Below are 25,254 nucleotides of genomic sequence, written 5' to 3' on the forward strand. Positions count from 1 at the left end.
ATGACCGTCGTAGACCTTGAGAAGGGCGCTCGACGGGGCGGCCCGCAGGACACCCCGCAGGACGCCCCCGAGAGCGCTGCCGCGGGCACCTCGCCGGCCGCCGCCGTCGCCGTGACCGCGCTCCCCGACGTGCCGCGCCGGATCGGCGGGGTCACCCGCTCCGGGGTGCTGTCGGTGTTCGGAGCCGCCGCCTCCGGGCTGTGCGTCACCGTCCTCCTCTTCGGCGAACTCGCGCCGTTCTCCGGCGCATTGGGGTTCTTCGTCACCGCGTACCTTTCTTTCCTAGGTATCTACGCGGTGTTGACAGGGCTTGAGGAGGACGGGCAGGCGGTACGGGACCGGGTGATGACCGTCGTCCTGTGGTCGGCGGGCGGTCTGATGTTCGCCGCGCTCACCATGGTCGTCGGCTTCACCGCGTGGCGCGGCCGGGAGGCGCTGCCGCACGCCAACTTCTTCACCCAGGACATGCAGGCGGCCGGCCCGCTCGACCCGCTGACCCACGGCGGCATCGCGCACGCCATGCTCGGCACCCTCATCATGATCGCCATCGCGCTGGCGATCACGGTCCCGCTGGGCCTGGCCTGCGCGGTGTACCTGAACCAGATCCCGGGCCGCTTCTCCCGGTTCGTCCGCACGATCGTCGAGGCGATGACCGCGCTGCCGTCCATCGTGGCCGGCCTGATGGTGTACGCCGTCTGGATCCTCAACCTCGGGATGCAGAAGTCGGGTCTGGCGGCGGGCTTCGCGATCAGCGTGATGATGCTGCCGATCGTGATCCGCGCGGCGGACGTGGTGCTGCGGCTGGTGCCGGGCACGCTGACCGAGGCGTCCGAGGCGCTCGGTGCCCCGCGCTGGCGGACGGTGTGGCACGTGGTCCTGCCGACCGCCCGCTCGGGCCTCGCCACCGCCGTCATCCTCGGCACCGCCCGCGGCATCGGCGAGACCTCCCCGGTCCTCCTCACGGCGGGCTTCACGGCGGCGCTCAACGGCAACCCGACGAACGGCCCGATGATCTCCCTCCCGCTGGCCGTCTTCAACTTCGTCAAGTCCCCCGAGCCCACGATGATCGCGCGCGGCTTCGGCGCGGCGGCGGTCCTGATGGCCCTGGTCCTGGTCCTCTTCGTGATCGCCCGGGTGATCGGTGGCCGCGGCCCCGGCCACCAGAACAAGCGCCAGGCAAGGCGAGCGGCGAGGGCGTCCCGCCGGGACACCACGAGGTTCACCGAACTCCACACGCCGGGACTGGAGTTGTTCGAGACCGGTTCTTCGGAGACCGACGGCGAGACCGAGCGCCCCGAAAGCAGCGCGCAGACCGGTTCTTCTGAAGGCGACGACCACACCGAGCGCCCCGAAAGGGGCGCGGGGCTGCATCAATCAGCGGCTCCGCCGCGGAGCGCGACCAGCCCCGACGCACCCGCAGCCGACGACGGCGAGCAAGCCCCCGAAGCCAACGCACCCGCACCCGCCGACGGCGATCCGGCCCCACAAGGGCCACCCGTACCCGACGACGAAACTCGCACGGGTGGTGCGGGTGGGAACACAGACCCCGCTACAGGAGACAGTCACTGATGTCCAGCCAAGTCATCAACGCCCTCCGACGGCTGGGCATCCTGGCCGCACTGATAGGCATCCTCGGCACCATCACCGGCACCCCGGCCGTCGCGGACAGCTACACCCCCATCGCCGGCGCCGGCTCCACCTGGGCCGAGAACGCCGTCGACCAATGGCGGCGCGACGTCAACAAGAACGGCATGCGCATCAGCTACGCCGGCACCGGCTCCTCCGACGGCCGCCGCCAGTTCCTCTCCGGCACCGTCGACTTCGCCGTCTCCGACATCCCGTTCCAGACGAACCCCACCGACGGCAGCGCCGCCGAACGCCCGGCCGCCGGAAGCTACGCCTACATGCCGATCGTCGCCGGCGGCACGGTGTTCATGTACCACCTCACGGTCAACGGCAAGAAGGTCACCAACCTCCGCCTCTCCGGCGACGTGGTCACCAAGATCTTCACCGGGGTCATCAAGAGCTGGGACGACCCGGCGATCAAGGCCGACAACCCGGGGCTGCAGCTCCCCCACCGCACCATCGTCCCCGTCGTCCGCTCCGACGGCTCCGGCTCCACCGCCCAGTTCACGATGTGGATGGCGAACCAGCACAAGGCGCTGTGGAACGCGTACTGCGCCAAGGTCGGCCGCTCGGGAGCGTGCGGGCAGACGTCGTACTACCCCACCGTCTCCGGCATGATCGCCCAGTCCGGTGACCTCGGCGTCGCCGGTTACGTCGCCCAGAACTACGGCGAGGGCGCGATCGGGTACGTCAACTACTCGTACGCGCTGAACGCGCACTATCCGGTCGCCAAGGTCCTGAACCACGCCGGCTACTACACCGAGCCCACCCCGCAGAACGTGGCGGTCTCGCTCCTCAAGGCGAAGATCAACACCAACAAGAGCTCGGCGGACTACCTCACCCAGCAGCTCAACGGCGTCTACAACGACAGCGACCGGCGCAACTACCCGCTGTCCAGCTACTCGTACATGATCCTGCCGCTGAAGGTGCAGGGCACCTTCACCAAGGCCAAGGGCAAGACGCTCGGCGCGTTCTCGTACTACTTCATGTGCCAGGGCCAGCAACAGGCGCCGAACCTCGGCTACTCGCCGCTCCCGATCAACCTCGTCCAGGCCGGCTTCGACCAGATCCGCCGGATCCCGGGCGTGGAGACGCAGAACATCAACATCAAGAACTGCAACAACCCGACCTTCACGGCCGACGGCGAGAACCGGCTCGCGCAGACCGCGCCCTACCCGGCTGCCTGCGACAAGAAGGGCGCCGCGCCCTGCACCAGCGGCAGCGGCGGCGCCACGACCGGCTCCAGCAGCAACAGCGGCAGTTCCTCCGGCGGCTCGACCGGCGCCACCGGCACCGGCACCTCCGCCAACGGCGGCGCCACCGGCGGCAACGGCTCCGGCGCGGCCGGCGGCAGCAGCGCCCAGCCCTCCGTCGACCCCGACACCGGCCAGACCATCTCCCCCGGCGGCGCGACGGGTTCCGCCTCCGGCGGCACCGGCACGGGCGCCGACGGCACGGTGGCCCTCGCCCAGCCGGTCGCCGTGGCCACCGCGCACGGCTGGACCGGCACCCAGACCCTGATGCTGCTGGCCGCGGTGCTGGTCTTCGGCCTCCTCCTGCTGCCGTCGCTGGTCTCCCGCCTGGTCGGCTCCAGGGCCAACGGAAACGGCAACGGCGGCGGCAACAGCCGTACAGACGACGGGAGTTCGCGATGAGACGCACCCGGGTACGCAACGCGCTGATACGCCTGCTCGCCGGCGCCACGGTCGGCGCCCTCGCCGGACTCGCGGTCGCCCAGACCGCCCCCACGGCCGCCGCGGCCACCGGCTCCGCGGTGACCGTCTCCGGGCGCGGCGAGTTCAAGGACATGAGGTTCACGGTCTCGCAGACCAAGGACCTCACCAGCCAGGCCGTCACGGTGAGCTGGACCGGCGGTACCCCGACCACCTTCGCGGGCACCCAGTTCAACACCGACTTCGTGCAGATCATGCAGTGCTGGGGCGACGACGACGGCACGGTCCCGTCCAACCCGGGCCCGTCGCGCACCCAGTGCCAGTACGGCGCCTCCCCGACCACCAACCGCACCAGCTGGCCGGGCAACGGCCAGGACGACACCCGGCAGATCTTCTACAGCGCCGACCCCACCAACTACGGCCAGGACAACCGGTACGGCGCCGCCAACCCGAACGCCCCGGGCGAGGTCCCCTTCAAGTCGGTGGACGGCACCACGATCACCACCAACACCCAGAACAACGCGCTGTTCAGCTACAACACCACCAACGAGATCGACTTCGCCCGCACCGGCACCAACGGCACCGGCAAGGAGTTCTTCGAGGTCCAGACCGCCAACGAGGCACCCCACCTCGGCTGCGGCATCCCTGTCACCACCGACGGCGTGACCAAGCCCCGCTCCTGCTGGCTGGTGATCGTCCCGCAGGGCCATCTGGACCTGGACGGCAAGCCGTACGCGGACCAGAGCCAGGTCAACGCGGGCTCCCCCGTCTCCTCCACCAACTGGAAGAACCGGATCGCCGTCAAGCTGGACTTCAACAGCGTCGGCAGCAACTGCGCCCTCGGCGCCGACGAACGCCCCACCACCGGCAGCGAGCTGGCGGCGGACGCGATGACCAGCTGGCAGGCCCACCTCTGCTCGGTCGGCAAGGTGTACGGCTACACCGAGCTCGGTGAGCCCGACACCCGGTCCCGGCTGACCTCGGACGCGTCCTCCACGGGCATGGCGTTCACCACCCGGAAACTGGGCGCGGACGCGGGCACGACAGCGCCGTCGGGGACGACGACCTACGCACCGGTCGCGCTCTCCGGAGCCGTCATCGGGTTCACGATCGAGCGCAGACCCAAGTCCGGGGCACCGGACAGCATCAGGAAACTCGCCGGTACCAAGGTCGAGTCCATCAAGCTCAGCCCCCGCCTGGTCGCGAAGCTGCTCACCGAGTCGTACCGCAACTCCACCTGGGGTTCGGTCCTCAACGGCACGGCGTCCAAGGGGTACGGCTGGACGAAGAACAACCCGGCCGGTATCGCCTCCGACCCCGAGTTCATCGCCCTGAACCCGGAGTTCGCGTACCTGTCGGTCGCCGAGACGCCGGCCACCGACACCGACCTGATCACCTCGCTGGGCCACTCCGACACCGCCCGCGCGATCTGGCAGTGGATCCTCGCCGACAAGGACGCCCGGCAGTTCCTCGCCGGTGTCCCGGACGACGGCGGCATGCGGGTCAACCCGTACTACAGCACCAACGCGGACCTGAACCCGACCGGCGTCGCCTTCGACCCGGCGAGCACCGACGACTACCCGAAGAGCGACCCGTGGTGCACGGTGCCGCCCGGCTCGGACGCCCCGTCCACGGCCACCCAGTGCATGACCGACTTCCACCCCTACGTGGACGACATGCACTCCGGCGCCCTGCACACCCGGCGCGCGGACACCCTGTGGAAGTCCACCTGGGACGCGCTGTCCAGCCCGCAGGCGTACAAGAGCCCCGGCCCGCAGACGGTCGGCTCACGCTTCATCATCACGATCACGGACGCGGCCTCCGCGGCCCGGTACGGCCTGCAGACCGCCGAGCTGAAGAACACCGCCGGCCAGTACGTCGCCCCGAGCACGGCCAGCCTGACCGCGGCCGCCGCGACCGCCACCGGCTCCGGCGTCGCCGAGATCACCCCGGCGGCCGCCACCGCGAAGGGCGCCTACCCGCTCGCCGAGCTGGTGTACGCGGCGGTCCGGCCCGGCAAGGTGAGCAAGGCGGCCCGCCAGGACTACGCGGCCCTGCTGCGCTACGCCGCCGCGACCGGCCAGACCCCGGGCGCCGACCCGGGCAGGCTGCCCGACGGCTACGCCCCGCTCTCCACGAAGCTGCGCGCCCAGACCGTCAAGGCGGCGAACGCACTGCTCACCTACACCGGACCGACCTCCACCGGCAGCGGCTCGGCCGACGGCGGGGGCACCGACACGGGCGGGGGCGGCGCCCCCAGCGGCACCGACGGGGTCGCCGGCGGCACGAGCGGCGGCGCCGGCACGGGCACGGCGACCGGCACGTCCAGTGCCACGCCGAGTGCGAAGGCGTCGTTCGACGGCGGTACGGCGCTGCAGACCACCGCGGCCGGGAACACCCCGGCGGACCCGGCGACGCCGTTGCGCTATGCCGTGCCGGTGGGGGCCGTGCTCGGGGCCGTGGCCGGAGTGGGCGCGCCCTTTGCCGGTGGCCGTCAGCTGTCGGTTGCTTCCGTGACGACGGCCGTACGTCGACTGCGGTTGCGTGGGGGCTGGTCGCGCCCACGCGGCGGCAGCCGCACATCAGATACAGCCCCGCGCCCCTGACGGGGCGCTCCACACGGGGCGTTGAAAGCCCCTCGGAGCCAAAGGCTCCACCACAGACGGCCGTCCGCCCCGAAAGGCAGTCGGGGCGGACGGTTCGCACCACCCTGCCAGATCCTCTGGCAACACCCCAGCTAGCTAGCTCTCGTCAGGAGACTCTCGATGCGCAGACTGCGCTCTTCGGCGGCGTTCGTCGCCGCTGCCGTGGTGGCCGGCGGCCTCGCCCTCGCCACCCCGGCGGTCGCCGACCCGGACGCCGGTGCCTTCCGCCAGCTGGTCGGCGTGGGCTCGGACACCACCCAGGACGTGCTGAACGCCCTCGCCGGTGACACCGTCAACGGCACCAGCTACTCCGCCACCGCGGTGAAGTCGGCGAACGGCGCGGGCATCGCGTCGTACGACGCGATCGAGCCCGGCACCGGCTCCACCACCTCGAACATCACCACCCGCACCGGCGGCCCGTCCTTCCTGCGCCCGAACGGCTCCGGCAACGGCCGTCTCGCCCTCAGCGAGGCGCTGACCGGCGACAAGTACCCGACCAGCGCCGGTGTCCCGATCAGCGGCCAGGTCGACTTCGCCCGGTCCTCCGGCGGCCCGTCCGTCTCCGGCACCGCGCTGACCTACATCCCGATGGCGCGTGACGCGGTCGGCGTCGCGGTCAAGGGCTCGGCCCTGGACACGCTGACCGTGGACCAGCTGCACGACATCTACTCGGGCGCGCTGACCACGGTGAACGGCCAGACCGTGCACCCGCGGATCCCGCAGGCCGGCTCCGGCACCCGCAAGTTCTTCCTCGCGGCGATCGGCCTGACCGACGCGACGCTCTCCCCGAACGTCACCACCGTCCAGGAGAACCAGGCCAACCCGGCCCTCACCGAGGACGGCGCGCTCGTCCCGTTCTCCGTCGGCTCCTGGATCGCCCAGAACAACGGCATCTCCCCCGACTACAGCAAGACGGCGGCCGCGGCCGGCGGTCACCTGGCCTCCATCCAGCTGCCCGGCGACACCGGCGCCACCAGCCCGGTCACCACGGTGAACGGCAAGCTGTCCCCGGTCACCGCCTACTACGAGAACTCGACGTTCGGCCGCGACGTCTACAACGTCGTCCCGAGCCGCGCGATCGACACCGGCAGCATCTTCTTCGACAAGGACCTGTACGACGTCTTCGTCACCAGCGGCAGCCACACCGCCGAGCTGGCGTCGGACGCCGCCGAGTCGGTCATCGCCAAGTTCGGCTTCGTCAACGAGTCCTACAACGGCTCCGTCTCGGTGGCCAAGCACGCCAAGCTCGGCGGCCTGGAGGAGTCCGGCGTCGACGCCTCGGTGCCCGGCGCCCCCACGGTGAAGGCCTCCGTCGGCGACGCGAGCCTGAAGCTGTCCTGGACCGCCCCGTCCGCCACCGCGCTGCCGGTCACCGACTACCGGATCGTCCTGACCGACGCGGACGGCGGCGTGGTCGCCGTCAAGGACGTCGCGGCCACCGCCACGTCGTACTCCTTCACGGGCCTGACCAACGGCACCTACACCGCCACGGTCACCGCCAACAACCTCAACGGCACCGGTGCCGCGGCCACCTGGACCGGCGCGGTCAAGTACGCGAGCAAGACGGTGGCCACCACCGCCACCACCGCCTACGGCAAGACCCCGAAGGTCGCCGTCACCGTCACCGGCTCGCACAGCGTCAAGCCGACCGGCAAGGTCACCGTCAAGGACGGCACCACCGTCCTCGGCACCGGCACCCTGGACGCGTCCGGCAAGGTCACCATCGGCCTGTCGAACCACCTCAAGGTCGCCACGCACTCCCTGTCGGTCTCCTACGCGGGCACCTCCAAGCTGAACACGTCCTCGACGACCGTCTCCCTGAAGATCACCAAGGCGACGGCGTCGGTCTCCACCTCCGCCCCGACCTCGGTGAGCCACACCGCCAAGGCCAAGGTCACCGTCAAGGTCACCGCGACCGGCACCACCCCGGGCGGCACCGTCCGCATCTACCAGGGCACCAAGGTCATCGCCACCGGCACCCTGAGCAGCGGCAAGGTCGTCGTCACCCTGCCGAAGCTGGCCAAGGGCAAGCACACCCTGCACGCCTTCTACGTCGGCTCCTCGACCGTGAACTCGAAGACCGGCGCCAACTTCACCATCACCTCCAAGTGACCGTCTGACGGGCCCGCCGGGAGCCTCGTACGGCTCCCGGCGGCCCCTCACCCATTCTTCGAAGGAGGCGGGCCGCCATGACCGTCGCCGTACCGACACCGAAAACCCTGGCTCCGGCCGTGCCGCGCAGGCCCGTCCGCAGCCTCACCTTCGTCCGCCACCTCTCGCGCGGCGGACTGCTCAGCCTCGCCGCCCTGCTGCTCGGCATCACCGTCCAGCTGCTGGTGTTCAGCGGCGCCCAGGAACACTCCGCGCAGCACGCCGACTTCGACCAGCTGCGCGAGCAACTCGCCCTGGGCACCGCCCCGGTGGCCCAGACCGGGCAGGACGGCAAGCTGCTGGCGCCCGGCACGCCGGTCGCGCTCGTCCAGGTGCCGAAGCTGGGCCTGAGCCAGGTCGTCCTGGAGGGCACCGACTCCTCCGTGCTCACGGACGGCCCCGGGCACCGCCGGGACACCCCGATGCCGGGCCAGGCCGGCACCAGCGTGCTGATGGGCCGGGCGGCCGCGTACGGCGGCCCGTTCGGCGAGCTCTCCCGGCTCGCCACCGGTGACACGTTCACCGTGACCACCGGGCAGGGCAAGGCGAAGTTCCAGGTCATCGACGTACGGCGGGCCGGCGACCCGGCGCCGACGGCGCTGGCCTCCGGCAAGGGCCGGATCGTCCTCATCACCGCGACGGGCCCGAAGTTCATGCCCTCGGGCGTGCTGCGCGTCGACGCCGACCTGGTCTCCGCGCCGTTCCAGACCCCGTCGGCCGTGATCCGGGCCGGCACCCTGCCGAGCTCCGAGGAGCCGCTGGCCCGCCCCTCCGGGGTGCCGTGGCCGCTGGTGATGTGGCTGCAGGCGCTGCTCCTGACCGCCGTGGCCGCCGTCTGGACCTGGCACCGCTGGGGCCGCCACCAGACGTGGATCGTCTTCGCCCCGGTCGTCGCGGTGCTCGGCCTCCAGGTCGCGACGCGGACCACCGAACTGCTGCCGAACCTGCTGTGACCGAGGTGAGTGAAGTGACTGACGTGACTGACGTGACTGAAGTAAGTGAAATGACCCAGCCGGCCGAGACCGCCGAGACCTCTGAGATGACCGACACCGCCGTACTGCCCTCCGCCGTGGTGGACGGCCCCGCGCCCGCCACCCTCGAAGCCCGTGCCGTCTCCGCCTGGTTCGGCTTCCACCAGGTGCTCAGCCAGGTGTCGCTGACCATGCCCGCGGGCGAGGTCAGCGCGCTGATCGGCCCGTCCGGCTGCGGCAAGTCGACGTTCCTGCGCACCCTCAACCGGATGCACGAGCTGATCCCCTCCGCGCAGTTCGGCGGCGAGGTGCTCTTCGAGGGCGAGGACATCTACGACCCGTCCTGGCGGCTGACCGACGCCCGCCGCAGGATCGGCATGGTCTTCCAGAAGCCGAACCCGTTCCCGGCGATGTCGATCTACGACAACGTGGTGGCGGGCCTGAAGCTCACCGGCACGAAGGCGAACCGCCGGGAGAAGGACGTGCTGGTCGAGGAGTCCCTGACCCGGGCCGGCCTGTGGAAGGAGGTCCGCGACCGGCTCCGGCAGCCCGGCGGCGCGCTGTCCGGCGGCCAGCAGCAGCGGCTGTGCATCGCGCGGGCGCTCGCCGTCCGCCCCCGGGTGCTGCTCATGGACGAACCGTGCTCGGCCCTGGACCCCACCTCCACCCGCCGGGTCGAGGAGACCATCCAGGACCTGGCCGGCCAGGTGACGATCGTGATCGTCACGCACAACATGCAGCAGGCGGCGCGTGTCTCGCAGCAGTGCGCGTTCTTCCTGGCCGAGCAGGGCACCCCGGGCGGCATCGTCGAGCACGGCGCCACGGAGGCCGTCTTCAACTCCCCGCAGGACCAGCGGACGGCGGACTACGTGGCGGGCCGGTTCGGCTGAGCGCGGGAGATGGGCTCAGCAGTACGGCGGCTGGTTGGTCAGCGAGGACGCGACCCGCATCCAGACGCCGAACTGGCGGTAGAGAGCGGGCAGTTGGCCACGGGCCTGGACGGTACGGCTGTCCACGGCCGTCACCCCGGGGATGCCGAGGAGGACGGCAGGGACGGATGCGGACTGCCAGCGCACGGCGAGCACCGACTCGCCCCCGGGCGCGGCGGGCCGCTTCGGCATGGGCGTCAGGGCCGCCACGACCCCCTCCTCGATCGCCCGGCGGGCCTCCTCCGCCGGGCGCAGCTCGGCGGCGAACCGGTCCCGGGCGTACTTCACGGGCACGGTGACGACCGATTCGTCCCACGCCGTCATCTCGGCGCACGCCGCGTCGTCACCCGTGAGGGCCACGACCGGGACGCCGAGGACCGCGGCGGTGGCGTGCGCGAGCCCGATCTCGCCCACCGGCCTCCCGTCCAGCCAGATGTCCTCGATCTCGTGGCCCATGAAACTGTGACTGAGGACACCGAGGGCGCCGGCCCGGGAGTGGTAGCCGACACATATCGCCGCCTCGTACTCCGCCGTGAGCCCCTCCAGCATCATCATCTTCTTCGGCTTGCCGCGCACCAGGCGGGCGGCGGGGTGCAGGTGTTCGGGGAGCAGGTTCCGCATCGGCCCGTGGGCGTCGTTGACCAGCACCTCGGTCGCACCGGCGGCCACCGCGCCGCGTATCGCCGCGTTCACGTCCTCGGCCATCATCGACCGGCCGCGCTCGTAGTCCCGGCCGCCCGGCTGCACATCGTCCCGGTCGACGAGCCCGGTGATGCCTTCCATGTCCACGCTGATGTAAATACGCACGTCCCGAGGCTATCCGGACCCTACGTATTGTAGGTTCCCCATCGGCCACGGCGGCTCGTCAGCTCACGGGGGTACTCATGCAGGGCACGGACACACAGGAGGCGCGGCGCAGCCTCGCCCCCACGGTGGCGGTGCTGGTGGCGAGCCTGCTGGTCGCCGCGGTGGGCGTGTACGAGCTGTCCGGCTTCGGCCTGCACAGCCTGGACCGGCGCCCGCACCTGTTCAGCGACGGGCTGGCGACCGGCGGGGTGATCGTCGCGGCGGTGGCGGCCGGGGCGGCGGTCGGCAACCTGGCGTGGATGCTGGCGGCCAGGCGGCGGGCGGAGCGGGAGCGCGCGCGGACCGCCGTAGGCTCGTAACCGGCCGCGGGGTCGCAAGTGTCCGTGGGGTCGCCCCTGGGGTCGTCCGTGGGCCCGTAAGAGGCCCTACGCCCTTTCACACCGTTTTCCGTACCGCGGCGGATCCCTCCCCCGCCTCCCACAGTTACCCTACAGACTGTAGGGTCAGCCCTCCGTCAATCCGCTCCCCGTCCCCAAGGTGACCGGTCCCCATGCCCGCACAGCTGTCGACCCTGATCCCGTCCCGCGTGTCCGCCGCCCTTCGCGCCCCCACCGGCGCGTCCGGCGGCGCGCTGCGCAGGCGGGCCGCCGACTTCACCGTCTGGTACCTGCGCGTGATCGCCGTACTGAACATAGTCGCGGTGATGTCGCTCCCCTTCCGCCAGGAGGTCGACGAGCACAACAACGGCCGTCTCACCCTCCACCTGCACCGGCAGCACGCGCACCACTCCGGCCAGTTCTTCACCCCGTACCTGGCCACGGCGGGCCTGGTCTCGGCCGCCCTCGCCATCTTCTTCGTCCTGGTGATGCGCCGCCGCAAGCGCGCGGCCTGGGTGGTCAACCTAGTCCTGTCCGCCCCGCTGCTCGCCCTCTACGTCCTCGCCCTCACCCAGCACGAGTACCGGGCGCACGCCTTCAACTGGGTCTCCGCCGCCGTCACCGGCCTGTTCGTGGCCGCGCTGCTGATCAGCCGCCGGGAGTTCAACGCGGTGGGCGACCCGTCGAACCCGAAGACGGCACTGGCGGTGGCGGCCGGCGGCATCGTGGTGACCGGCGGCCTGGGCACGCTCCTCGTGCACGCGACGAACAAGGTCCCGGGCGCCACCCTCCCCGACGAGATCGCCTACACCCTGCTGCGGGGCATCAGCGTCGGCCCGCTCGCCGACCACGTCACCGCGGTCCACGCCTCCCGCTGGACCGACATCGTCATCAACATCCTCCTCGCGGCCGCCTTCTGCCTGGTCCTGTACGCCGGTTTCCGCTCGCCGCGCGGCCGCCGGCTGCTCAGCCCCGAGGACGAGTCCCGGCTGCGCGGCCTGCTGGACAAGCACGGCGCCCGCGACTCGCTCGGCTACTTCGCCCTGCGCCGCGACAAGATGGCGATCTTCTCCCCCACCGGCAAGGCGGCGGTCACCTACCGGGTCGTGGGCGGCGTCAGCCTCGCCTCGGGCGACCCCATCGGCGACCCGGAGGCGTGGCCCGGTGCGATCGACGCCTGGCTGACGGAGGCACGACGGCACGCCTGGACGCCTGCCGTCATGGGCGCGAGCGAGGAGGCCGGGACCATCTACGGCCGCCACGGCCTGGACGCCCTGGAACTCGGCGACGAGGCGATCGTCGACATCGCCGACTTCACCCTGGAGGGCCGCGCGATGCGCGTCGTCCGCCAGGCCCACAACCGGGTCCGCCGAGCCGGCTACACGGTCCGTATCCGCCGCCACGAGGACATCCCCGCGGACGAGATGGCCACCCTCATCGAGCGGGCCGACCACTGGCGCGACGGCACCACCGAACGCGGCTTCTCGATGGCCCTGGGCCGCCTCGGCGACCCGGCGGACGGCCGCTGCGTGATGCTCGAATGCCGGGACGCGAACGACACCCCCCGCGCCCTCCTCAGCTTCGTCCCCTGGGGCGAGCAGGGCCTCTCCCTGGACCTGATGCGCCGCGACCGCGACTCCGAGAACGGCCTGATGGAGTTCATGGTGGTCGAACTCCTCCTCCGCGCGGCCGAGTTGAAGGTCGACCGCGTCTCCCTCAACTTCGCGATGTTCCGCTCGGTCTTCGAACGCGGCTCCCGCCTCGGCGCCGGCCCGGTCCTCCGCCTCTGGCACACGACCCTGACGTTCTTCTCCCGCTGGTGGCAGATCGAGTCCCTCTACCGCGCGAACGCCAAGTACCGCCCGGTCTGGGAGCCCCGCTACATCCTCTTCACGAAGACCAGCGACCTCCCGAGGATCGGTCTGGCGAGCGCCCGGGCGGAGGGCTTCCTCACGGTTCCGTGGGGGTCATGACGAGGCCGGGGACCTGAGGAAGGGCGGCCCGGACGGCCTCTGCTACTCGGGGGAGATCCACGCCCAGGCGGGTCAGGCGGGGGAGAAGTTCCGCCATGGGAAGCGGGGCCAGGGCAGCAATGGTGATGAAGTCCTCGATCGGGTGGGGCAGTGGTAACGGCAACTGGATGTTGTGTTCCCCGAACCGGTCGCGGCACAGGCTGCGATCGGTCTCATCGAGGCTCTCGAGTTCCCGGACCGGAACGTCCAGGCCGAGTTCGGCCATGCGCCTGACGGCGTCCTCCGGTTCCATCAGAAGCTCGATCGGTGCCTCGACCAGGTGGTACAACGGCACCGGTACGTTCCAATCAAGAAGGGTTCCGGTGCGTGCGACCGTGACCAGTTCGGTGTCGTACTTACTCGCCTTCGTCGGTCCGGTCGCCTGCCAGGTCCGCACGCCGTAGCGGCGCAGGCAGTCGATGACCGACTGAGGGGAGAGTAGTTCCTCCTCGGCCGTGTGCAGAATCACGAACATGGGCACCGTTCGGGTCGCCAGGTCGTCGTCGTGCTCCGGCAGCATGTTGTAGACCGTCCGGAGAAGGTCGGCGTCGCCCGGATGCAGACGCTCGGGAAGGCAGCTGTCCTGCGGGGCGAATCCGTACGCGCGCAGTCGTGCAGCGGCCTCCCTCGGAGCAAGCCCGCTGTCCTCAGCCAGTTGGACGAGCCATGCCAGCGGAATCTCACTGCCGGCATCGAAGACATCCGGCGAGCCCTCGTCGAGGCCCAGCAGCGCCGCGTCCGTGTCCACGGCCTCCTCAGGCAGCACGCCGCTGGAGAACCCCAACGCGGCCATGCGTTGCACGGCCTCGCGCAGAGTGATGCCCAGACACTTGGACGCATGAACCACGAGGCCGGGTGGCAGGTCCTCGCGCACGTCGAGGCCGCGTACCAGCCCCTCGGCCCAGCCCCACTCGGTGATGTGGCGCAGCAGTTGCGACGCGGACTGATCGTCCATCGTGCCCAACTCCGGTCGGAACCCGTAGTCGGTCAGTGCGGCGACCACCTCTGAGAAGGAACGCTCCAGCGTCCGCATGGCCCACAGCACATGCCCCGCCACCACCGGTTCGGCGGGATCGAGCCAGTTCGGCCTGCCGTTGAGCCGGTGGCTGAGCAGCCGTACCACCCATTCTGCCGGGGTGTGGGCCGGCAGCTCGTCGGGCACGGTGAAGCCGATTTCCACGAGCCGTTCGATCGCCTCGTCAATGGCGATGTTCAGTGTCAGGTGCGCCCCGAGAAGGTGTCCCGGCGGAACGGGCCGCGTGAGGGCCATCCATTGGCCATTCCCGAACGACGCGTCCAACAGCGCCACCAGGGCCGCGTCGCCCGTCACCGGACCGGTGGACGGTCCGGGGGTGGACAGCCGCAGGAGCTGCATCCGCGTGCGGGCCTCGTCGTACGACACCCCACAGGCCATGGCCGTCGCGAGGACATGCCCAGGACGGACGTCGGGGTACCTGTTGCCCGCTCTGATCCAGGGTCGGTCGCTGCTGCGGCCGCCGTCATCCCTCGTGAGCATCAGCGCGTCCGACGGCCGGGCCGGCAGCACATGTTCGACGAGGGCCAGTTCCGGGACGAGAGCGGTGAGGGCGGTCAACTCGGCGTTCGGACAGTGAGCGAGCAGCCGCCACAGCTTCGTGGCATCGTCCGGCACTTGCTTCGTGACCTGGGCTACTCCGTACGGTAGTTCGGCCGCGAGGTGAACAAGAGTGGCGTCGCGTGCGAAGAACCCCGCGGTCGCCACTGGCGACGGATGCCCCCGCGTCTCCAGCACGACGCCCGCCTCCCCGGCCGCCTCGGTCACGAGATCCGCGAGACGCGGGCTGTGCCGAGCCACATCGGCCAGCCACCCCGCCGTGAGCAACGGGGGCTCGGCGGCGAGCAGCGCCGGAATCGCGTCTCTGACGAGTTTCTCGACCTGTTCGTGCACGGCAGGATCGAGGATCTCCGTACGATCCACGGACAGGTCCCTGGGGCGGCTGCCGCCCGTCAGATTCACCACAGCGCCGCGCAGTCGAGCGGGCGACTCCGGGCCGGCCAATATCCCCGCGCGCACCCGAGGCTCGATGAAGATGCCGTCGGCGAGAATCCCGCCTCCGTGCTCACACCAGAACACCTGGCCGTCCGCACAGCGGTCGTCCTCCGGCCAGGCGACCGTACGTCCACTGGCGACAAAACCGTCCTGTCGTCCAAGCGACGCCTCCCTCGGTTCGAGGGCGCCCCGGCGCCACCCGGCGACCTCTTTGGCCTCGTCCTTGTTGGCCGTGGTCCGGAACTCCGCGACCCCCAGCAGCCGGCGCAGCTCCCGCACGCAGGAGGGCGCCTTGCCCCCGTCCCGCAGGTACAACCGCACCGTCGTACCGACGCGGCCGCGCTCCCCGGTGCGCCGCACCCGGAAGTAGTGGCCGGGGCCGGTGATCAGCACCGTCAGCTTCTCCGGCCGCCCCTCGCCCACGTCCAACGGACAGGTGGTGACGCGGATCTCGTCGGCGAGCATGAAGTAGCTGAGGACGCCGATCCCGAACCTGCTGTTCGGATGGACAGTGATCCCCTCGCCCTCCCAGTGGCGCGACTCCTCCTGGAACCGGGAGTGGTCGACGAACCGGACCCCGGCCCGGGAGAACACCTCGGCCAGCACGGTCTCGTCCATGCCGATACCGTTGTCCTCGCATTCGAGGTAGTGGCGTTGCTCGTACTCGTCGTACCCCTGCCGAAAGACGATCTCGCCCTCGAACGTGTCCCGGCCGTCCCTCTTGCACTGCCAGGCCCTGCGGTAGCGGCAGGCGTCGAGCGCGTTCTGGTAAAGCTCCCGGATGGCGAGGCTGCGGTCGCGGTAAAGGTTCTCCCCCATGAGGAGTTCCTGGATGCGTTCCTCGTCCAGCCGGAACCGAATCACCTCCCCGCCCTGCCGGGGCTCCCCGGTGTCGTCCACCTCTCGGACCCCGTCCGCGTGCGCATACACCGGCAGCGAGCCCAGCTCCTCGACCGGCCGGCTGCGACGGGCCTCGCGCAGCAGCACGTCCAGACGCTGGGCGTGTTCTGAGAGGGCGGCCACCGAGGCTGGGTGATCGCAGTCGGCGTGCAGCGCGAGGGTGTCTCCGACCGGGATCCAGGACGCCTTGTTCAGGGTCCTCAGCAGCCGCTGGGGCACAAGCGGGTCGGGGATGCCCACGTGCGTGACAACGGCCATGGGCAGATCCGTGACCTCGATCGCCATGGCATGGGTGATCGCGAACAGAGGCCCCACCAGACGCTCCCTGACCGTCTGCGGATCGCGTCCGTGGAAGTCGACGAAGAAGGGGATGTCCTCCAGCAGGCCTTCCGGCCGCCGACCGTACAGCTGGCGCGGTGTCATATGCGCACTGCCCAGCAGCCGGGAAAGCAACGGCTGTTCCAGTACGGCACCCAGCTCGGCCTCTTCCGGCCCCAACTCCGCCAGCACCGACGCGAGCTGCCCGAACTGTGGTTTCACCCACTGCCGGAACAGCCACCACCCGATCTCCGGGCGTCCGGGGCTGCGGTCGGGCAACGCGTCTCCGCGCATCGCCTGGCGGACCAGCCGCTTGTGGTTGCGCAACAGCCGGTTGTACGCGTCGCGTTCGCGGCCCCCACGGCGCAGCTCGTCCAGGTCGGTCGGGTCGACATGCCGCAGGGCGTCGACCGTCGCAGCATTCTGTACTTGGTACAGGAACGGCAGCAGAGCAAGCAGGGCGGCCTCGACAGGGGCCAGTGTCCTGGGCTCGTGGGCGTCCAGCAGCCGGTTGGCCCAACGGACGGTCCGGCGGGCGAGATCGGGGTCGTGCCATGGGTCCTGCCGAAGCAGGTCCTGCTTCTCGTCGTAGAGGCCGGCGAGCCGCAGCACCACACGGCAGGTCTGTTCCCTGACGGCCTCTGCCCGCCCCGACGCGGTCCCGGGATCGACGAGCTGCCAGACCCGGGCGTGCGTGACATCGTCCAACCAGTGCGGTCCTGACGCGGATCGGGCGGACACCGCCCGATCACCGGCCCGGTCCCCTCGATCGGTACGTCCCTTCCGTGCCTCCGCGACCAGCCGGTCCCAATCCCTGCGCACCGGGAAGCGTGCCGAACGTTCGCCGCCGCGCTCGCGCGCGAGGTCCGTGAGCGCACCGAGGAACGCGTGCAGTTTGTCGGTGTCACGGGGAACGGTCCTGCCCAGCCGCCAGCCGTCGATCGTGTTGGGATGAACGGTCAGTCCGTACTTGCGCTCGATCTCCGCACTCAGCGTCGTGGACTTCGGATCCCCGGCAGCCTCGATCAGCCTGCTCAGCTGGATGTCATACGACAGTCCCGGCATCCCGGCCATCCCCCCTCCGTACCGTGCCGGCTCCGAAAGCCGTCCCAGTCTCCCGACCCGTACGACTCGTACGACTCGCAAAATCGCAGATTACCGCCTTGACCTGCGCTGTCACCGGGATTCGAGTACATCCCCGCGACCTCGGCCGGCGCTCCCCAGGCACATTCGTCGGCGTCTCCACCACCCCTCGTCCCGTTCCGGAAGGACTCCGCCGATGGACGCCGTCCTCCTCACCGCCCTCTGCGGCCTCCTCGCCCTGCTCGTCGTCGCCTGCGCCGCCGTCCTGATCACCCGTATCGCGCTCGGGGACGCCGACTCGAAGGACCGGGCGCGGATCCTCACCGCCGTCGCCGAGGTGCTGCGGGCGCTGCGGGGCAAGCGGTAGGGCGACGGCCGTGCTGACCGCCTACCCGGCGCCGACCGTCCGCAGCACCGTCAGCACCAGCGTCCGGGCCACCGCCACCACCTCGGCCACCGACACCCGCTCCTCGGCGCTGTGCGCCACCCGGACGTCCCCGGGCCCGTACTGGAGGGTCGGGACCCCGGCCCCCGTGTACAGCCGCAGGTCGCTGCCGTACGGCGCCCCGCGCTCGCGGGGCCGGGACGCCCAGCCGTTGGCGTCGGCGCACGCGTCCCGCACCGTGTCCCGCAGCGGGTGCCCCTCCGTCAGCCGCCCGCTCGCGAACTGCCCGCCCGGCCAGGTCACCGTCGCCGGGTGCTCCCGCAGCCACGGGTCGGCCGCGCAGACCTCCGCCACGCACCGCTCCAGCCCGGCCCGCGCGTGCGCCGGTTCCTCGTCCAGCAGCACCCCGAGCCGTCCCTCGGCGACCAGGAGATCCGGCACGCTGCTCGCCCAGTCTCCGGCCCGCAGGGTGCCGACCGAGAGGGCGTACGGGATCGGGTACTCGGCCATCAGCGGGTCGGGGTCGCGGTTGCGGGAGCGCTCCAGGTCGGCCAGCGCCCGATGGATCGCGAGGTAGCCGTCGATCGCGCTCACCCCGGCGTCCCGTGAGCTGGCGTGCGCCGCCTTCCCCGGCACGGCGAGCCGGAAGGTCAGCGCCCCCGCGTTCGCCGTGATCAGCGTGCCCGCCGTCGGCTCGGTGATCACGCAGGCGTCGCCGCCGTACCCCCGGCGCAGGGTCCCGAACGCACCCAGCCCGCCGTCCTCCTCCCCCACCACGAAGTGCACGGCCACCCGGCCCCGCAGCCGTACCCCGGCCGCCCGGATCGCGGCCAGGGCCGCGAGGTGCGCCACCAGCCCGGCCTTCATGTCGCAGGCCCCGCGTCCGTGCACGACATCGCCCGTCACCCTCGGCACGAACGGGTCGCCCTGCCAGGCGGCCGGGTCCCCCGGCGGTACGACGTCCACATGCCCCTGGAGGACCAGCGTCGGCCCGTCGCCGTCCCCGGGCGTCCGCCCGACCAGCCCCCACGCCTCGTCCCGCGCCACCTCCATCCCCGGGAACCCCGGGTCGGCGAGCAGCGCCGGCAGGTCCATGGACCACAGGTCGACATCGAGGCCCAGGCGTTCCAGCCGGCCGGCCAGCAGGTGCTGGAGCTCCGACTCGGCCGGGCTCCCGGTCACGCTCGGCACCGCCATCAGCTCCAGCAGACTCCGCCCGACGGCCGCCTCGTCGACGCAGCCGAGGGCCGCGGCCTCCTGATCGGTCAGCATGACTTCCTCCCCGCGGTCACCCGGTGCCCCGATCATCACCCGGCCGCGGCCGCTCCGAACAGGTACCCGTGCATGCCGATCCACTCGTACACCGCGATCGCGGCCGGGTTGCCGGCGTCCACCATCAGCGCGGCCCGGCCGTGGTCCCGTACCAGCGCGTCCACGACGAAGCGGGAGACGGCCGCCGCCAGTCCCCGGCCGCGGGCCTCGGGACGGGTCACGACCCCGGCCAGGAAGCCGCACCCAGGCGCCGACCAGGCGTCGGCGGCCACCGCGAGAAGACGGCCCGAGCCGTCGTGCGCACCGGCCCAGCGGCGGACTCCGGCGCGGCCCGGCTGCGCGTAGGAGTCCGGGAAGTGACCGGTGAGGAGCGCGGCCGCCGCTGCCTCGCCCCGTTCGTCGAGCCATGCCGCCTCCGGTGCCGGATCGGCCGGGCGCCGCGCCGTCTCCATCCACCGGAAGCGGTGCCCGCCCGGCACCAGGCCGGGTGTGGCCCGTACCAGCTCGTCGATCAGGCCGGACGGTCCGAAGGGGCGGTAGGTCGGGCCGACCTCCGCCAGGACGTCCTGTACGAGGGGCAGCGCGTCCTCCGGCGCACCCGTCACGGCGATCCGGTCGCGCCCGGACAGGGCCGGAGCGGCCACCGCGGTCGCCGTGCCGTACCGGAAGACCCGGGCGGCCGGGGTACGGGCCCAGACCAGGTGGTTCACCCGCGCACCAGGTGGTTCATCCGCGCCGCACCCCGCCCGCCAGCCCCCCGCCCACCGTGAAGCCGATCACCGCGCCGCCGCCCTCGCGGCGGAAGGCGAAGGGGGCGCCGCCGTGGGCCATGGCGACCTCGCGGACGATGGAGAGGCCGAGGCCGGAGCCGGGCAGGGAGCGGGCGTCGGCGGCCCGGTAGAAGCGGTCGAAGATACGGATCAGGTCGCCCTCGGCGATACCGGGGCCGCGGTCCAGGACCTCGACGCGGACCGTGCCCGGCCGGGCGGGACCGGTGACGCTGATCTCGATGGGGGCCTTGCCGTCCCGGTCGAACTTGGCCGCGTTCTCGACGAGGTTGGAGATGGCCCGCTGGAGCATCCCCGGGCGGCCGTCGGTGGTCGTGTCGCCGGCCGTGCGCAGGACGATCTCGCGGCCGGTACGGCGCCGGGCCAGCCCCGCCACGTCCTCCGCGATGTCGGCGAGGTCCAGGTGCTGCGGGGGCTCGTTGTCGGACTGCCCGGCCGCGAGGTCGACCAGCTCGTTGACCAGGTCGGTCAGCTCGCGTGCCTCCTGGCCGAGGTCGGCGACGAGTTCGTCACGGGTCGCGGGCGGGAGTTCGTCGATCCGGCGGAGCAGGGAGATGTTCGTACGCAGGGAGGTCAGCGGGGTGCGGAGCTCGTGGCCCGCGTCCTGGACCAGGCGCCGCTGGTCCTCCTCCGACTGGGCGAGGCGGCCGAGCATCCGGTCGAAGGCGCGGCCCAGCCGGCCCACCTCGTCCAGCCCCGTCACCGGGACCTGGATGCCGAGCTGCCGGGTACGGGCCACGTTCTCCGCGGCCGCGGTGAGGATCACCAGCCGGCGGGTGATCCGCCGGGCCAGCCACCAGCCGAACAGCCCGGCGGCCACCACCACGGCGGACATCAGCAGCAGCGTCCGCTGCTGGAGCGCCTGGAGCAGGTCCTCGGTGTCGCTGAACTCCTGCGCCACCTGCACCGCGCCCCGACCGCCGCCGAGCGAGACCGTGGCGATCCGGAACAGGTCCTCACCGGCCCGTACGTCCTTGTGCTGGACCGTCTTCCCGGCCTCCGCGTCGGTGGCGGCCGCCCGGTCCGCGGCGGTGACGGGCAGCGCCGGGCTGCCGTGGTCGATGATCTCGCCCTGCGCGCCGAGCACCTGGACGTCGGTGCGCGCGGGCCGGACCAGATCGTGGTCCGACCGGGAGGAGGAGAAGTCCCCCGGCTCCATCTTGTGCTGCTTGACCTCGTCCTGGACGTCGGAGACGACCTGTGTGAACACCGACTGCTCGTCGACGCGGACCAGCCGGGCGGCGGCGTTGTACGACAGGATGCCGACGACGACGGTGACGGCGGCCGTGACCGCCGCGAAGGAGACGACGAAGGTGGTACGCAGGGAGACGAGCTTGGGCCGGCGCCGGGCCAGCATCCGCATGAGCCGCCCCGGCCGCCTGAGGCGGCGGCCCACTCAGTCCTCCCGCAGCACGTAACCCACGCCCCGGACGGTGTGGATCAGCTGCGGGGCGCCCGGCTCGTCGAGCTTGCGGCGCAGGTAGCCGACGTAGACCGCGAGGTTCTTGGAACCGGGGCCGAAGTCGTAGCCCCAGATGCGGTCGTAGATCGTGGAGTGGTCGAGGACGATGCCCGCGTTCCGGGCGAGCAGTTCCAGCAGCTCGAACTCGGTACGGGTCAGCTCCAGCTCGCGCCTGCCGCGCCAGGCCCGGCGGGCCTGGAGGTCCATCCGCAGACCCGCCGCCTCGACCTGCCGGTCGGAGACCTGCGGCTCCCGGCCGGGTTCGGGGGCGACACCGCCGCCGGTGCCGCCGCTGCCGGTGGTCACCGGGGAGGTACGGCGCAGCAGTGCCCGCAGCCGGGCGAAGACCTCTTCGACGTCGAAGGGCTTGACGACGTAGTCGTCGGCGCCGGCGTCCAGTCCCGCGATCCGGTCGGCGGTCTCGACCAGCGCGGTCAGCATGAGGATCGGGGTCCGGTCCCCTTCCGCCCGCAGCACGCGGCAGACCTGGAGTCCGTCGATGCCGGGCATCATCACGTCGAGGACGAGGACGTCGGGGTTGGTGCGATGGGCGTGCGCCAGGGCTTCCACACCGTCCGCGACCGCCGTCACCTCATAACCCTCCAGGGTGAGGGCCCGCTCCAGGGCGTGGCGGATGGCGCGGTCGTCTTCGGCGAGCAGCACAGTCTGGGGCACCTCCCCAGTCTGCCAAGGCCTCCGGCGGTTCGGCCGTGGTGAGCGGGCCTACGATCACCCTTTTTACCTGCCTCTCACCGTCACAGAGGCAACCGGGGGAAGCGATTTCCGGCACTCCGGGACGGTGGGCGTTGACCGAGATACGACATTGCCGCCGGAACCGCGAGGCGGAAGGATCTTTACGCGGAGTCAAGCCGACACGGGGAGCGCACATGGGGGAGAGCCCGTCGGAGCGCACGGACGTGCGCGACGACCTGAACCGCCGCGACGGTCTGTCCGTGCGGCTCGCCTGCGCGCTTCTGCCGATAGCGGCCACGGGCGAGTGGCGGCCGCTGCGCTTCGTCCACCGGTTCGGGCTGGCGATTCTCGCGGGGGTGCCCGTGGGACTGGCCCTCGCCGTCGTTCCGCCCCTGGTCCTGCCGCACTACGACGTGGACGGGCTGATCGGCGCCATCGTGCTCACGGTCGTCTGCTCGGCCATGAGCGCCGTGCTGCTGACCGGGGTCGTCAGGCTGCGGGCCAGACGCGGACGTGCGGCATCCGGCCCGACCCCGTGACCGGGCACCCCGCATGGCCGGGCACCCCGGCGCCGGGAACCGGGCGGTCCGGGTCCGCGTGCGGTTCGCACGCGGACCCGGGCGTCATATCCGCGCGCCGCTTCCCAGCCACATGCCGAGCGACGCCATGACCACCAGGGTGAGGACGGCCCGGAGCGTCGCTGCCGGGGAGGGCCGGTTGGCGTGGTTCTCCGGGTCCGTCTCCTGGTCCAGTACGTATCGCGCCATTTTCCGCTGCTGCCCCACGAGCCCCAGGGGTACGCCCAGCAGGAGTCCGGTGACCGTGCCCAGGAGCGTGGCGGTGGAGTAGCCCCGCACCTGGTGCGAGGCCAGCGCCGCGAACCCCAGCAGGAGCGGCATGAGAGCGGCCCGGACCCTGGTGGCCCTCGTCGGCAGCCACGGGATGAGCACGGCCAGATACACCACCACGGACATCGCGGTGATGCCCCACCACGCTCCGACGGGCATGTTCATGTGAACAACTCCTCCGGGACGGCTACCAGTCGAACAGGTCGACCACGGGCGAGATCAGCTTGTGGCCGACCTTCGCCACCGTGGCGGCGGTGGACTTCACGCCGATCCTGTCGATCGACCCGGCCACACCGCCCATGAGCAGGCTGAGCATCACCGCCCCCGCGGCGTGCTGGAACTCGCTGCTGCCCCAGCCGTCGGTGTAGAGGTAGACCCCGGCGCTGATGGCCCCGTTGACCACCGCCGCCACGTCCAGGATCACGGACGCGGTCTCGCCGAACGGCGGCGGGATCAGCAGCGCGGCCACGGAGGCCAGGCCCTCGATCGTGCTCACGCGTCCCATCGTCTCGGCGAATTCCCGCGCCCCGTCGAGGCCGTCGTCGTCGTCCTCGCCGCCGGGGGCGTCGACGGAGTCGTTGTCCGAGTTGTCGGCGGGGTCGACGCCGTTCTCGGCGTTCGCCTTGGCCTTGGCGGCGGCCTCCTTCGCCGCCTCCGCCTGCTCCGCCGCGCGCTTCTGCGCCGCGATGCTCTTCGCCTGGCTGGCGGCGGCGGCCGCGGCCGCCGCGTCCGCTCCCGCCTGGACCGCGGAGTTGTGGGCGCTCGTCGCGGACGCCTGGGCGCTGGCCGCCGAGTTCGCCGCCTGGGTGGCCGAGGAGACCGCCTGGTTCGCGGAGTAGTTGGCCCGCCGGGCGGCGCTGCGAGCGGTGGCCGCCGCCGCGGTCGCCTTCGCCGCGGAGGCGGCGGCGTCGGCCGCCGACTTGTCCGCCGCGTCGGCGTTGGCCAGGGCCTGGGAGGCGTAGCCGTTCGCCTGGTCGGAGGAGGCCTGGGCCTTCTGCGCCCAGTTCGCGGCCTCCGCGGCGGCGCTGCGGGCTTCCGCCGCCGCCTTGCTCGCCAGCGCGGCGTCGGCCTGTGCCTGCGCGGCCACCCGGGCGGCGTTGGCGAGGGAGGCGAGGATGGCGGACACATGGGTCGCGGTGTCCAGGTCGAGCTGGGCCGCCTTGTGCCGGACGGCGGTCACGAAGTCGCGGCGCATCCAGGCGGCGCCGTCCATCGCCACCTGGGCGGCGGCCTGCACGTTGGGGCCGCCGGTGTTCATGACGGCCAGGGTGGCGACCCGGTCGTCCTCCAACTGGGCGGTGCGGTAACCGGTGAGGAAGAAGTCGGTGAGTGCCGTGACGCCGCCGTCGTCGAGGGCGGCCTGGGCCGCCTTGGTGACGGCCGCCCCTGCCCCGTCCAGCAGGCCGAGGATCCCGATCCGGTAGTCGTCCGCCTGGGCCTCGTAGACGCCCTGGGTCAGGAACTCCCGGACCGCGTCGGCGTCGTCCTGCTGGAGGACCTGCCAGGCGGCGTCCGCGGCGTCCGACCCGCCCACGCTCGCCATGTACAGGGCGCTCTCGCGGTCGTCCTGGTCCTGGGCGAGCCGGTGGTCCGCGTCCAGCCAGGACAGCACATCGCTGTCGGAGCCGGCGAGGGCGAACTCCGCCGCCGTTCTCGTCCATGTGCCGTGGCCGGCCAGCAGGTTGACCGCGGCCTTGCGGCCGTACTGGACCGCGGCGGCCTCGTCACCGCCGGTCAGCGCGGTCTGTGCCTGGGCGAGCAGGTCGAGGGTCTCCTGGCTGGTGCGCTGCTCCGCGGTGACGGTCTTCGCCTGTGCGTCGAAGGTGGCCTGTTCGTCCGCGGCGATGATCGCGGCTTCGGTGAGTGCCTGCTGGGTGTCGGCCTCCAGTTGCGCCGCCTCGGCGTCGCGGGCGAGTTGCTCGAGGTCCATGGCGCTCTGTACGGCCGCGGAGGCGGTGTTCGCCGCGTCGAGGGCCGCGGTGGCGTGCGCGGTCGACTTGTTGGCGTAGTCGACGGCCTGGCCGGCGGCGGCGTAGGCCTCGTCGGCGGCGTCGGCCGCGGCGTCCGCGTGGTCGGCGGCGCTGTTGGCGGCGTCCCGGGCCTGCCGGGCGGCGCTGGCCGCCTTGGCGGACAGGGTCTGCGCCTTGCCGGCGGCGGCGGTCGCGGTGGCCGCGGCGGCATCGGCCGCGGCGGCGGCGGCCTTGGCGCGCCTGGCCTCGGAAGCGGACTCGCCGGCCGCGGCGGCGGCGTCGGCGGAGGCGTCGGCCGCCGCGGCGGCGTCCCGG

18 protein-coding genes are annotated in these 25,254 nt (G+C 71.9%); 10 read left to right on the plus strand and 8 right to left on the minus strand.

The features are described from left to right. The 6 genes from pstA (at position 1) to pstB (ending at position 9,956) form a co-directional block, all read left to right on the plus strand. The gene (pstA, locus tag ACWGKQ_RS09905; protein WP_453291372.1) at positions 1-1,569 is read left to right on the plus strand and encodes a phosphate ABC transporter permease PstA; all 1,569 of its coding nucleotides are present in this window, start codon (positions 1-3) and stop codon (positions 1,567-1,569) included. After that, a complete protein-coding gene (gene pstS / locus ACWGKQ_RS09910; RefSeq protein ID WP_453291373.1) occupies positions 1,569-3,281 on the plus strand; it encodes a phosphate ABC transporter substrate-binding protein PstS in 1,713 nt (570 codons plus the stop codon). The genes pstA and pstS overlap by 1 nt, the downstream gene beginning before the upstream one ends. Next, positions 3,278-5,905 carry a hypothetical protein gene (locus tag ACWGKQ_RS09915; protein WP_453291374.1) on the plus strand — a complete coding sequence of 876 codons (2,628 nt, stop codon included), beginning with the start codon at positions 3,278-3,280 and terminating at the stop codon, positions 5,903-5,905. The genes pstS and ACWGKQ_RS09915 overlap by 4 nt, the downstream gene beginning before the upstream one ends. A 159-nt stretch (positions 5,906-6,064) precedes the next feature. Beyond that, a complete protein-coding gene (locus ACWGKQ_RS09920) occupies positions 6,065-8,056 on the plus strand; it encodes an Ig-like domain repeat protein (RefSeq protein ID WP_453291375.1) in 1,992 nt (663 codons plus the stop codon). A gap of 77 nt (positions 8,057-8,133) precedes the next feature. Then, positions 8,134-9,048 (plus strand): sortase, encoded by a 915-nt coding sequence (locus tag ACWGKQ_RS09925; protein ID WP_453291376.1) that lies wholly within the window; start codon positions 8,134-8,136, stop codon positions 9,046-9,048. A gap of 86 nt (positions 9,049-9,134) precedes the next feature. Next, positions 9,135-9,956 (plus strand): phosphate ABC transporter ATP-binding protein PstB, encoded by an 822-nt coding sequence (gene pstB / locus ACWGKQ_RS09930; protein WP_453291398.1) that lies wholly within the window; start codon positions 9,135-9,137, stop codon positions 9,954-9,956. A 15-nt stretch (positions 9,957-9,971) separates the two neighbouring features. Here the strand turns inward: pstB and ACWGKQ_RS09935 are convergent, their stop codons facing one another. Then, the gene (locus tag ACWGKQ_RS09935; RefSeq protein ID WP_453291377.1) at positions 9,972-10,802 is read right to left on the minus strand and encodes a M55 family metallopeptidase; all 831 of its coding nucleotides are present in this window, start codon (positions 10,800-10,802) and stop codon (positions 9,972-9,974) included. Positions 10,803-10,879: 77 nt separating this feature from the next. On the opposite strand from ACWGKQ_RS09935, the gene ACWGKQ_RS09940 reads away from it, so the two are divergent. Both ACWGKQ_RS09940 and ACWGKQ_RS09945 read left to right on the plus strand, forming a co-directional pair. Next, positions 10,880-11,161 carry a hypothetical protein gene (locus ACWGKQ_RS09940; RefSeq protein ID WP_453291378.1) on the plus strand — a complete coding sequence of 94 codons (282 nt, stop codon included), beginning with the start codon at positions 10,880-10,882 and terminating at the stop codon, positions 11,159-11,161. Between the two features lie 191 nt (positions 11,162-11,352). Beyond that, positions 11,353-13,152: a phosphatidylglycerol lysyltransferase domain-containing protein gene (locus tag ACWGKQ_RS09945; RefSeq protein WP_453291379.1), complete on the plus strand. Its 1,800-nt coding sequence runs from the start codon at positions 11,353-11,355 to the stop codon at positions 13,150-13,152. Here the strand turns inward: ACWGKQ_RS09945 and ACWGKQ_RS09950 are convergent. After that, positions 13,130-17,512: a wHTH domain-containing protein gene (locus ACWGKQ_RS09950; protein WP_453291380.1), complete on the minus strand. Its 4,383-nt coding sequence runs from the start codon at positions 17,510-17,512 to the stop codon at positions 13,130-13,132. The genes ACWGKQ_RS09945 and ACWGKQ_RS09950 overlap by 23 nt on opposite strands. A gap of 205 nt (positions 17,513-17,717) precedes the next feature. Here ACWGKQ_RS09950 and ACWGKQ_RS09955 point away from each other — a divergent pair, with 205 nt between their 5' ends. Then, entirely contained in the window at positions 17,718-17,888 is a 171-nt protein-coding gene (locus tag ACWGKQ_RS09955) for a hypothetical protein (RefSeq protein ID WP_453291381.1), read from the plus strand. A 21-nt stretch (positions 17,889-17,909) separates the two neighbouring features. On the opposite strand, the gene ACWGKQ_RS09960 is transcribed toward ACWGKQ_RS09955, so the two are convergent. From ACWGKQ_RS09960 to ACWGKQ_RS09975, 4 genes are read right to left on the minus strand one after another with little or no spacing between them, the layout of a single operon-like run. Then, positions 17,910-19,178, minus strand: a complete 1,269-nt coding sequence (locus tag ACWGKQ_RS09960; protein WP_453291382.1) for an ArgE/DapE family deacylase — start codon at positions 19,176-19,178, stop codon at positions 17,910-17,912. Positions 19,179-19,213: 35 nt separating this feature from the next. Next, positions 19,214-19,888: a GNAT family N-acetyltransferase gene (locus tag ACWGKQ_RS09965; protein WP_453291383.1), complete on the minus strand. Its 675-nt coding sequence runs from the start codon at positions 19,886-19,888 to the stop codon at positions 19,214-19,216. Positions 19,889-19,904: 16 nt separating this feature from the next. Continuing rightward, on the minus strand, positions 19,905-21,323 hold the full coding sequence (locus ACWGKQ_RS09970; RefSeq protein WP_453291399.1) for a HAMP domain-containing sensor histidine kinase: 1,419 nt from the start codon (positions 21,321-21,323) through the stop codon (positions 19,905-19,907). Between the two features lie 39 nt (positions 21,324-21,362). After that, the gene (locus tag ACWGKQ_RS09975; protein ID WP_453291384.1) at positions 21,363-22,103 is read right to left on the minus strand and encodes a response regulator transcription factor; all 741 of its coding nucleotides are present in this window, start codon (positions 22,101-22,103) and stop codon (positions 21,363-21,365) included. 212 nt (positions 22,104-22,315) lie between these two features. Here ACWGKQ_RS09975 and ACWGKQ_RS09980 point away from each other — a divergent pair, with 212 nt between their 5' ends. Continuing rightward, entirely contained in the window at positions 22,316-22,660 is a 345-nt protein-coding gene (locus ACWGKQ_RS09980) for a hypothetical protein (RefSeq protein WP_453291385.1), read from the plus strand. An 84-nt stretch (positions 22,661-22,744) separates the two neighbouring features. On the opposite strand, the gene ACWGKQ_RS09985 is transcribed toward ACWGKQ_RS09980, so the two are convergent. Together ACWGKQ_RS09985 and ACWGKQ_RS09990 are read right to left on the minus strand one after the other, a co-directional pair. Then, positions 22,745-23,134: a hypothetical protein gene (locus ACWGKQ_RS09985; RefSeq protein WP_453291386.1), complete on the minus strand. Its 390-nt coding sequence runs from the start codon at positions 23,132-23,134 to the stop codon at positions 22,745-22,747. A 22-nt stretch (positions 23,135-23,156) separates the two neighbouring features. Next, the coding region (locus ACWGKQ_RS09990; RefSeq protein ID WP_453291387.1) for an ALF repeat-containing protein at positions 23,157-25,254 on the minus strand (2,098 nt) is incomplete at its 5' end.

This window comes from Streptomyces sp. NPDC054770, from assembly GCF_053611985.1.

Bases quoted from the DNA above. Each gene is read 5' to 3' on its own strand.
- ACWGKQ_RS09970 (WP_453291399.1), bottom strand. From the start codon at position 21,323: ATGCTGGCCCGGCGCCGGCCCAAGCTCGTCTCCCTGCGTACCACCTTC.
- pstB (WP_453291398.1), top strand. From the start codon at position 9,135: ATGACCGACACCGCCGTACTGCCCTCCGCCGTGGTGGACGGCCCCGCG.
- ACWGKQ_RS09985 (WP_453291386.1), bottom strand. From the start codon at position 23,134: ATGAACATGCCCGTCGGAGCGTGGTGGGGCATCACCGCGATGTCCGTG.
- ACWGKQ_RS09955 (WP_453291381.1), top strand. From the start codon at position 17,718: ATGGACGCCGTCCTCCTCACCGCCCTCTGCGGCCTCCTCGCCCTGCTC.
- pstA (WP_453291372.1), top strand. From the start codon at position 1: ATGACCGTCGTAGACCTTGAGAAGGGCGCTCGACGGGGCGGCCCGCAG.
- ACWGKQ_RS09950 (WP_453291380.1), bottom strand. From the start codon at position 17,512: ATGGCCGGGATGCCGGGACTGTCGTATGACATCCAGCTGAGCAGGCTG.
- ACWGKQ_RS09980 (WP_453291385.1), top strand. From the start codon at position 22,316: ATGGGGGAGAGCCCGTCGGAGCGCACGGACGTGCGCGACGACCTGAAC.
- ACWGKQ_RS09915 (WP_453291374.1), top strand. From the start codon at position 3,278: ATGAGACGCACCCGGGTACGCAACGCGCTGATACGCCTGCTCGCCGGC.
- ACWGKQ_RS09960 (WP_453291382.1), bottom strand. From the start codon at position 19,178: ATGCTGACCGATCAGGAGGCCGCGGCCCTCGGCTGCGTCGACGAGGCG.
- pstS (WP_453291373.1), top strand. From the start codon at position 1,569: ATGTCCAGCCAAGTCATCAACGCCCTCCGACGGCTGGGCATCCTGGCC.
- ACWGKQ_RS09920 (WP_453291375.1), top strand. From the start codon at position 6,065: ATGCGCAGACTGCGCTCTTCGGCGGCGTTCGTCGCCGCTGCCGTGGTG.
- ACWGKQ_RS09940 (WP_453291378.1), top strand. From the start codon at position 10,880: ATGCAGGGCACGGACACACAGGAGGCGCGGCGCAGCCTCGCCCCCACG.
- ACWGKQ_RS09945 (WP_453291379.1), top strand. From the start codon at position 11,353: ATGCCCGCACAGCTGTCGACCCTGATCCCGTCCCGCGTGTCCGCCGCC.
- ACWGKQ_RS09925 (WP_453291376.1), top strand. From the start codon at position 8,134: ATGACCGTCGCCGTACCGACACCGAAAACCCTGGCTCCGGCCGTGCCG.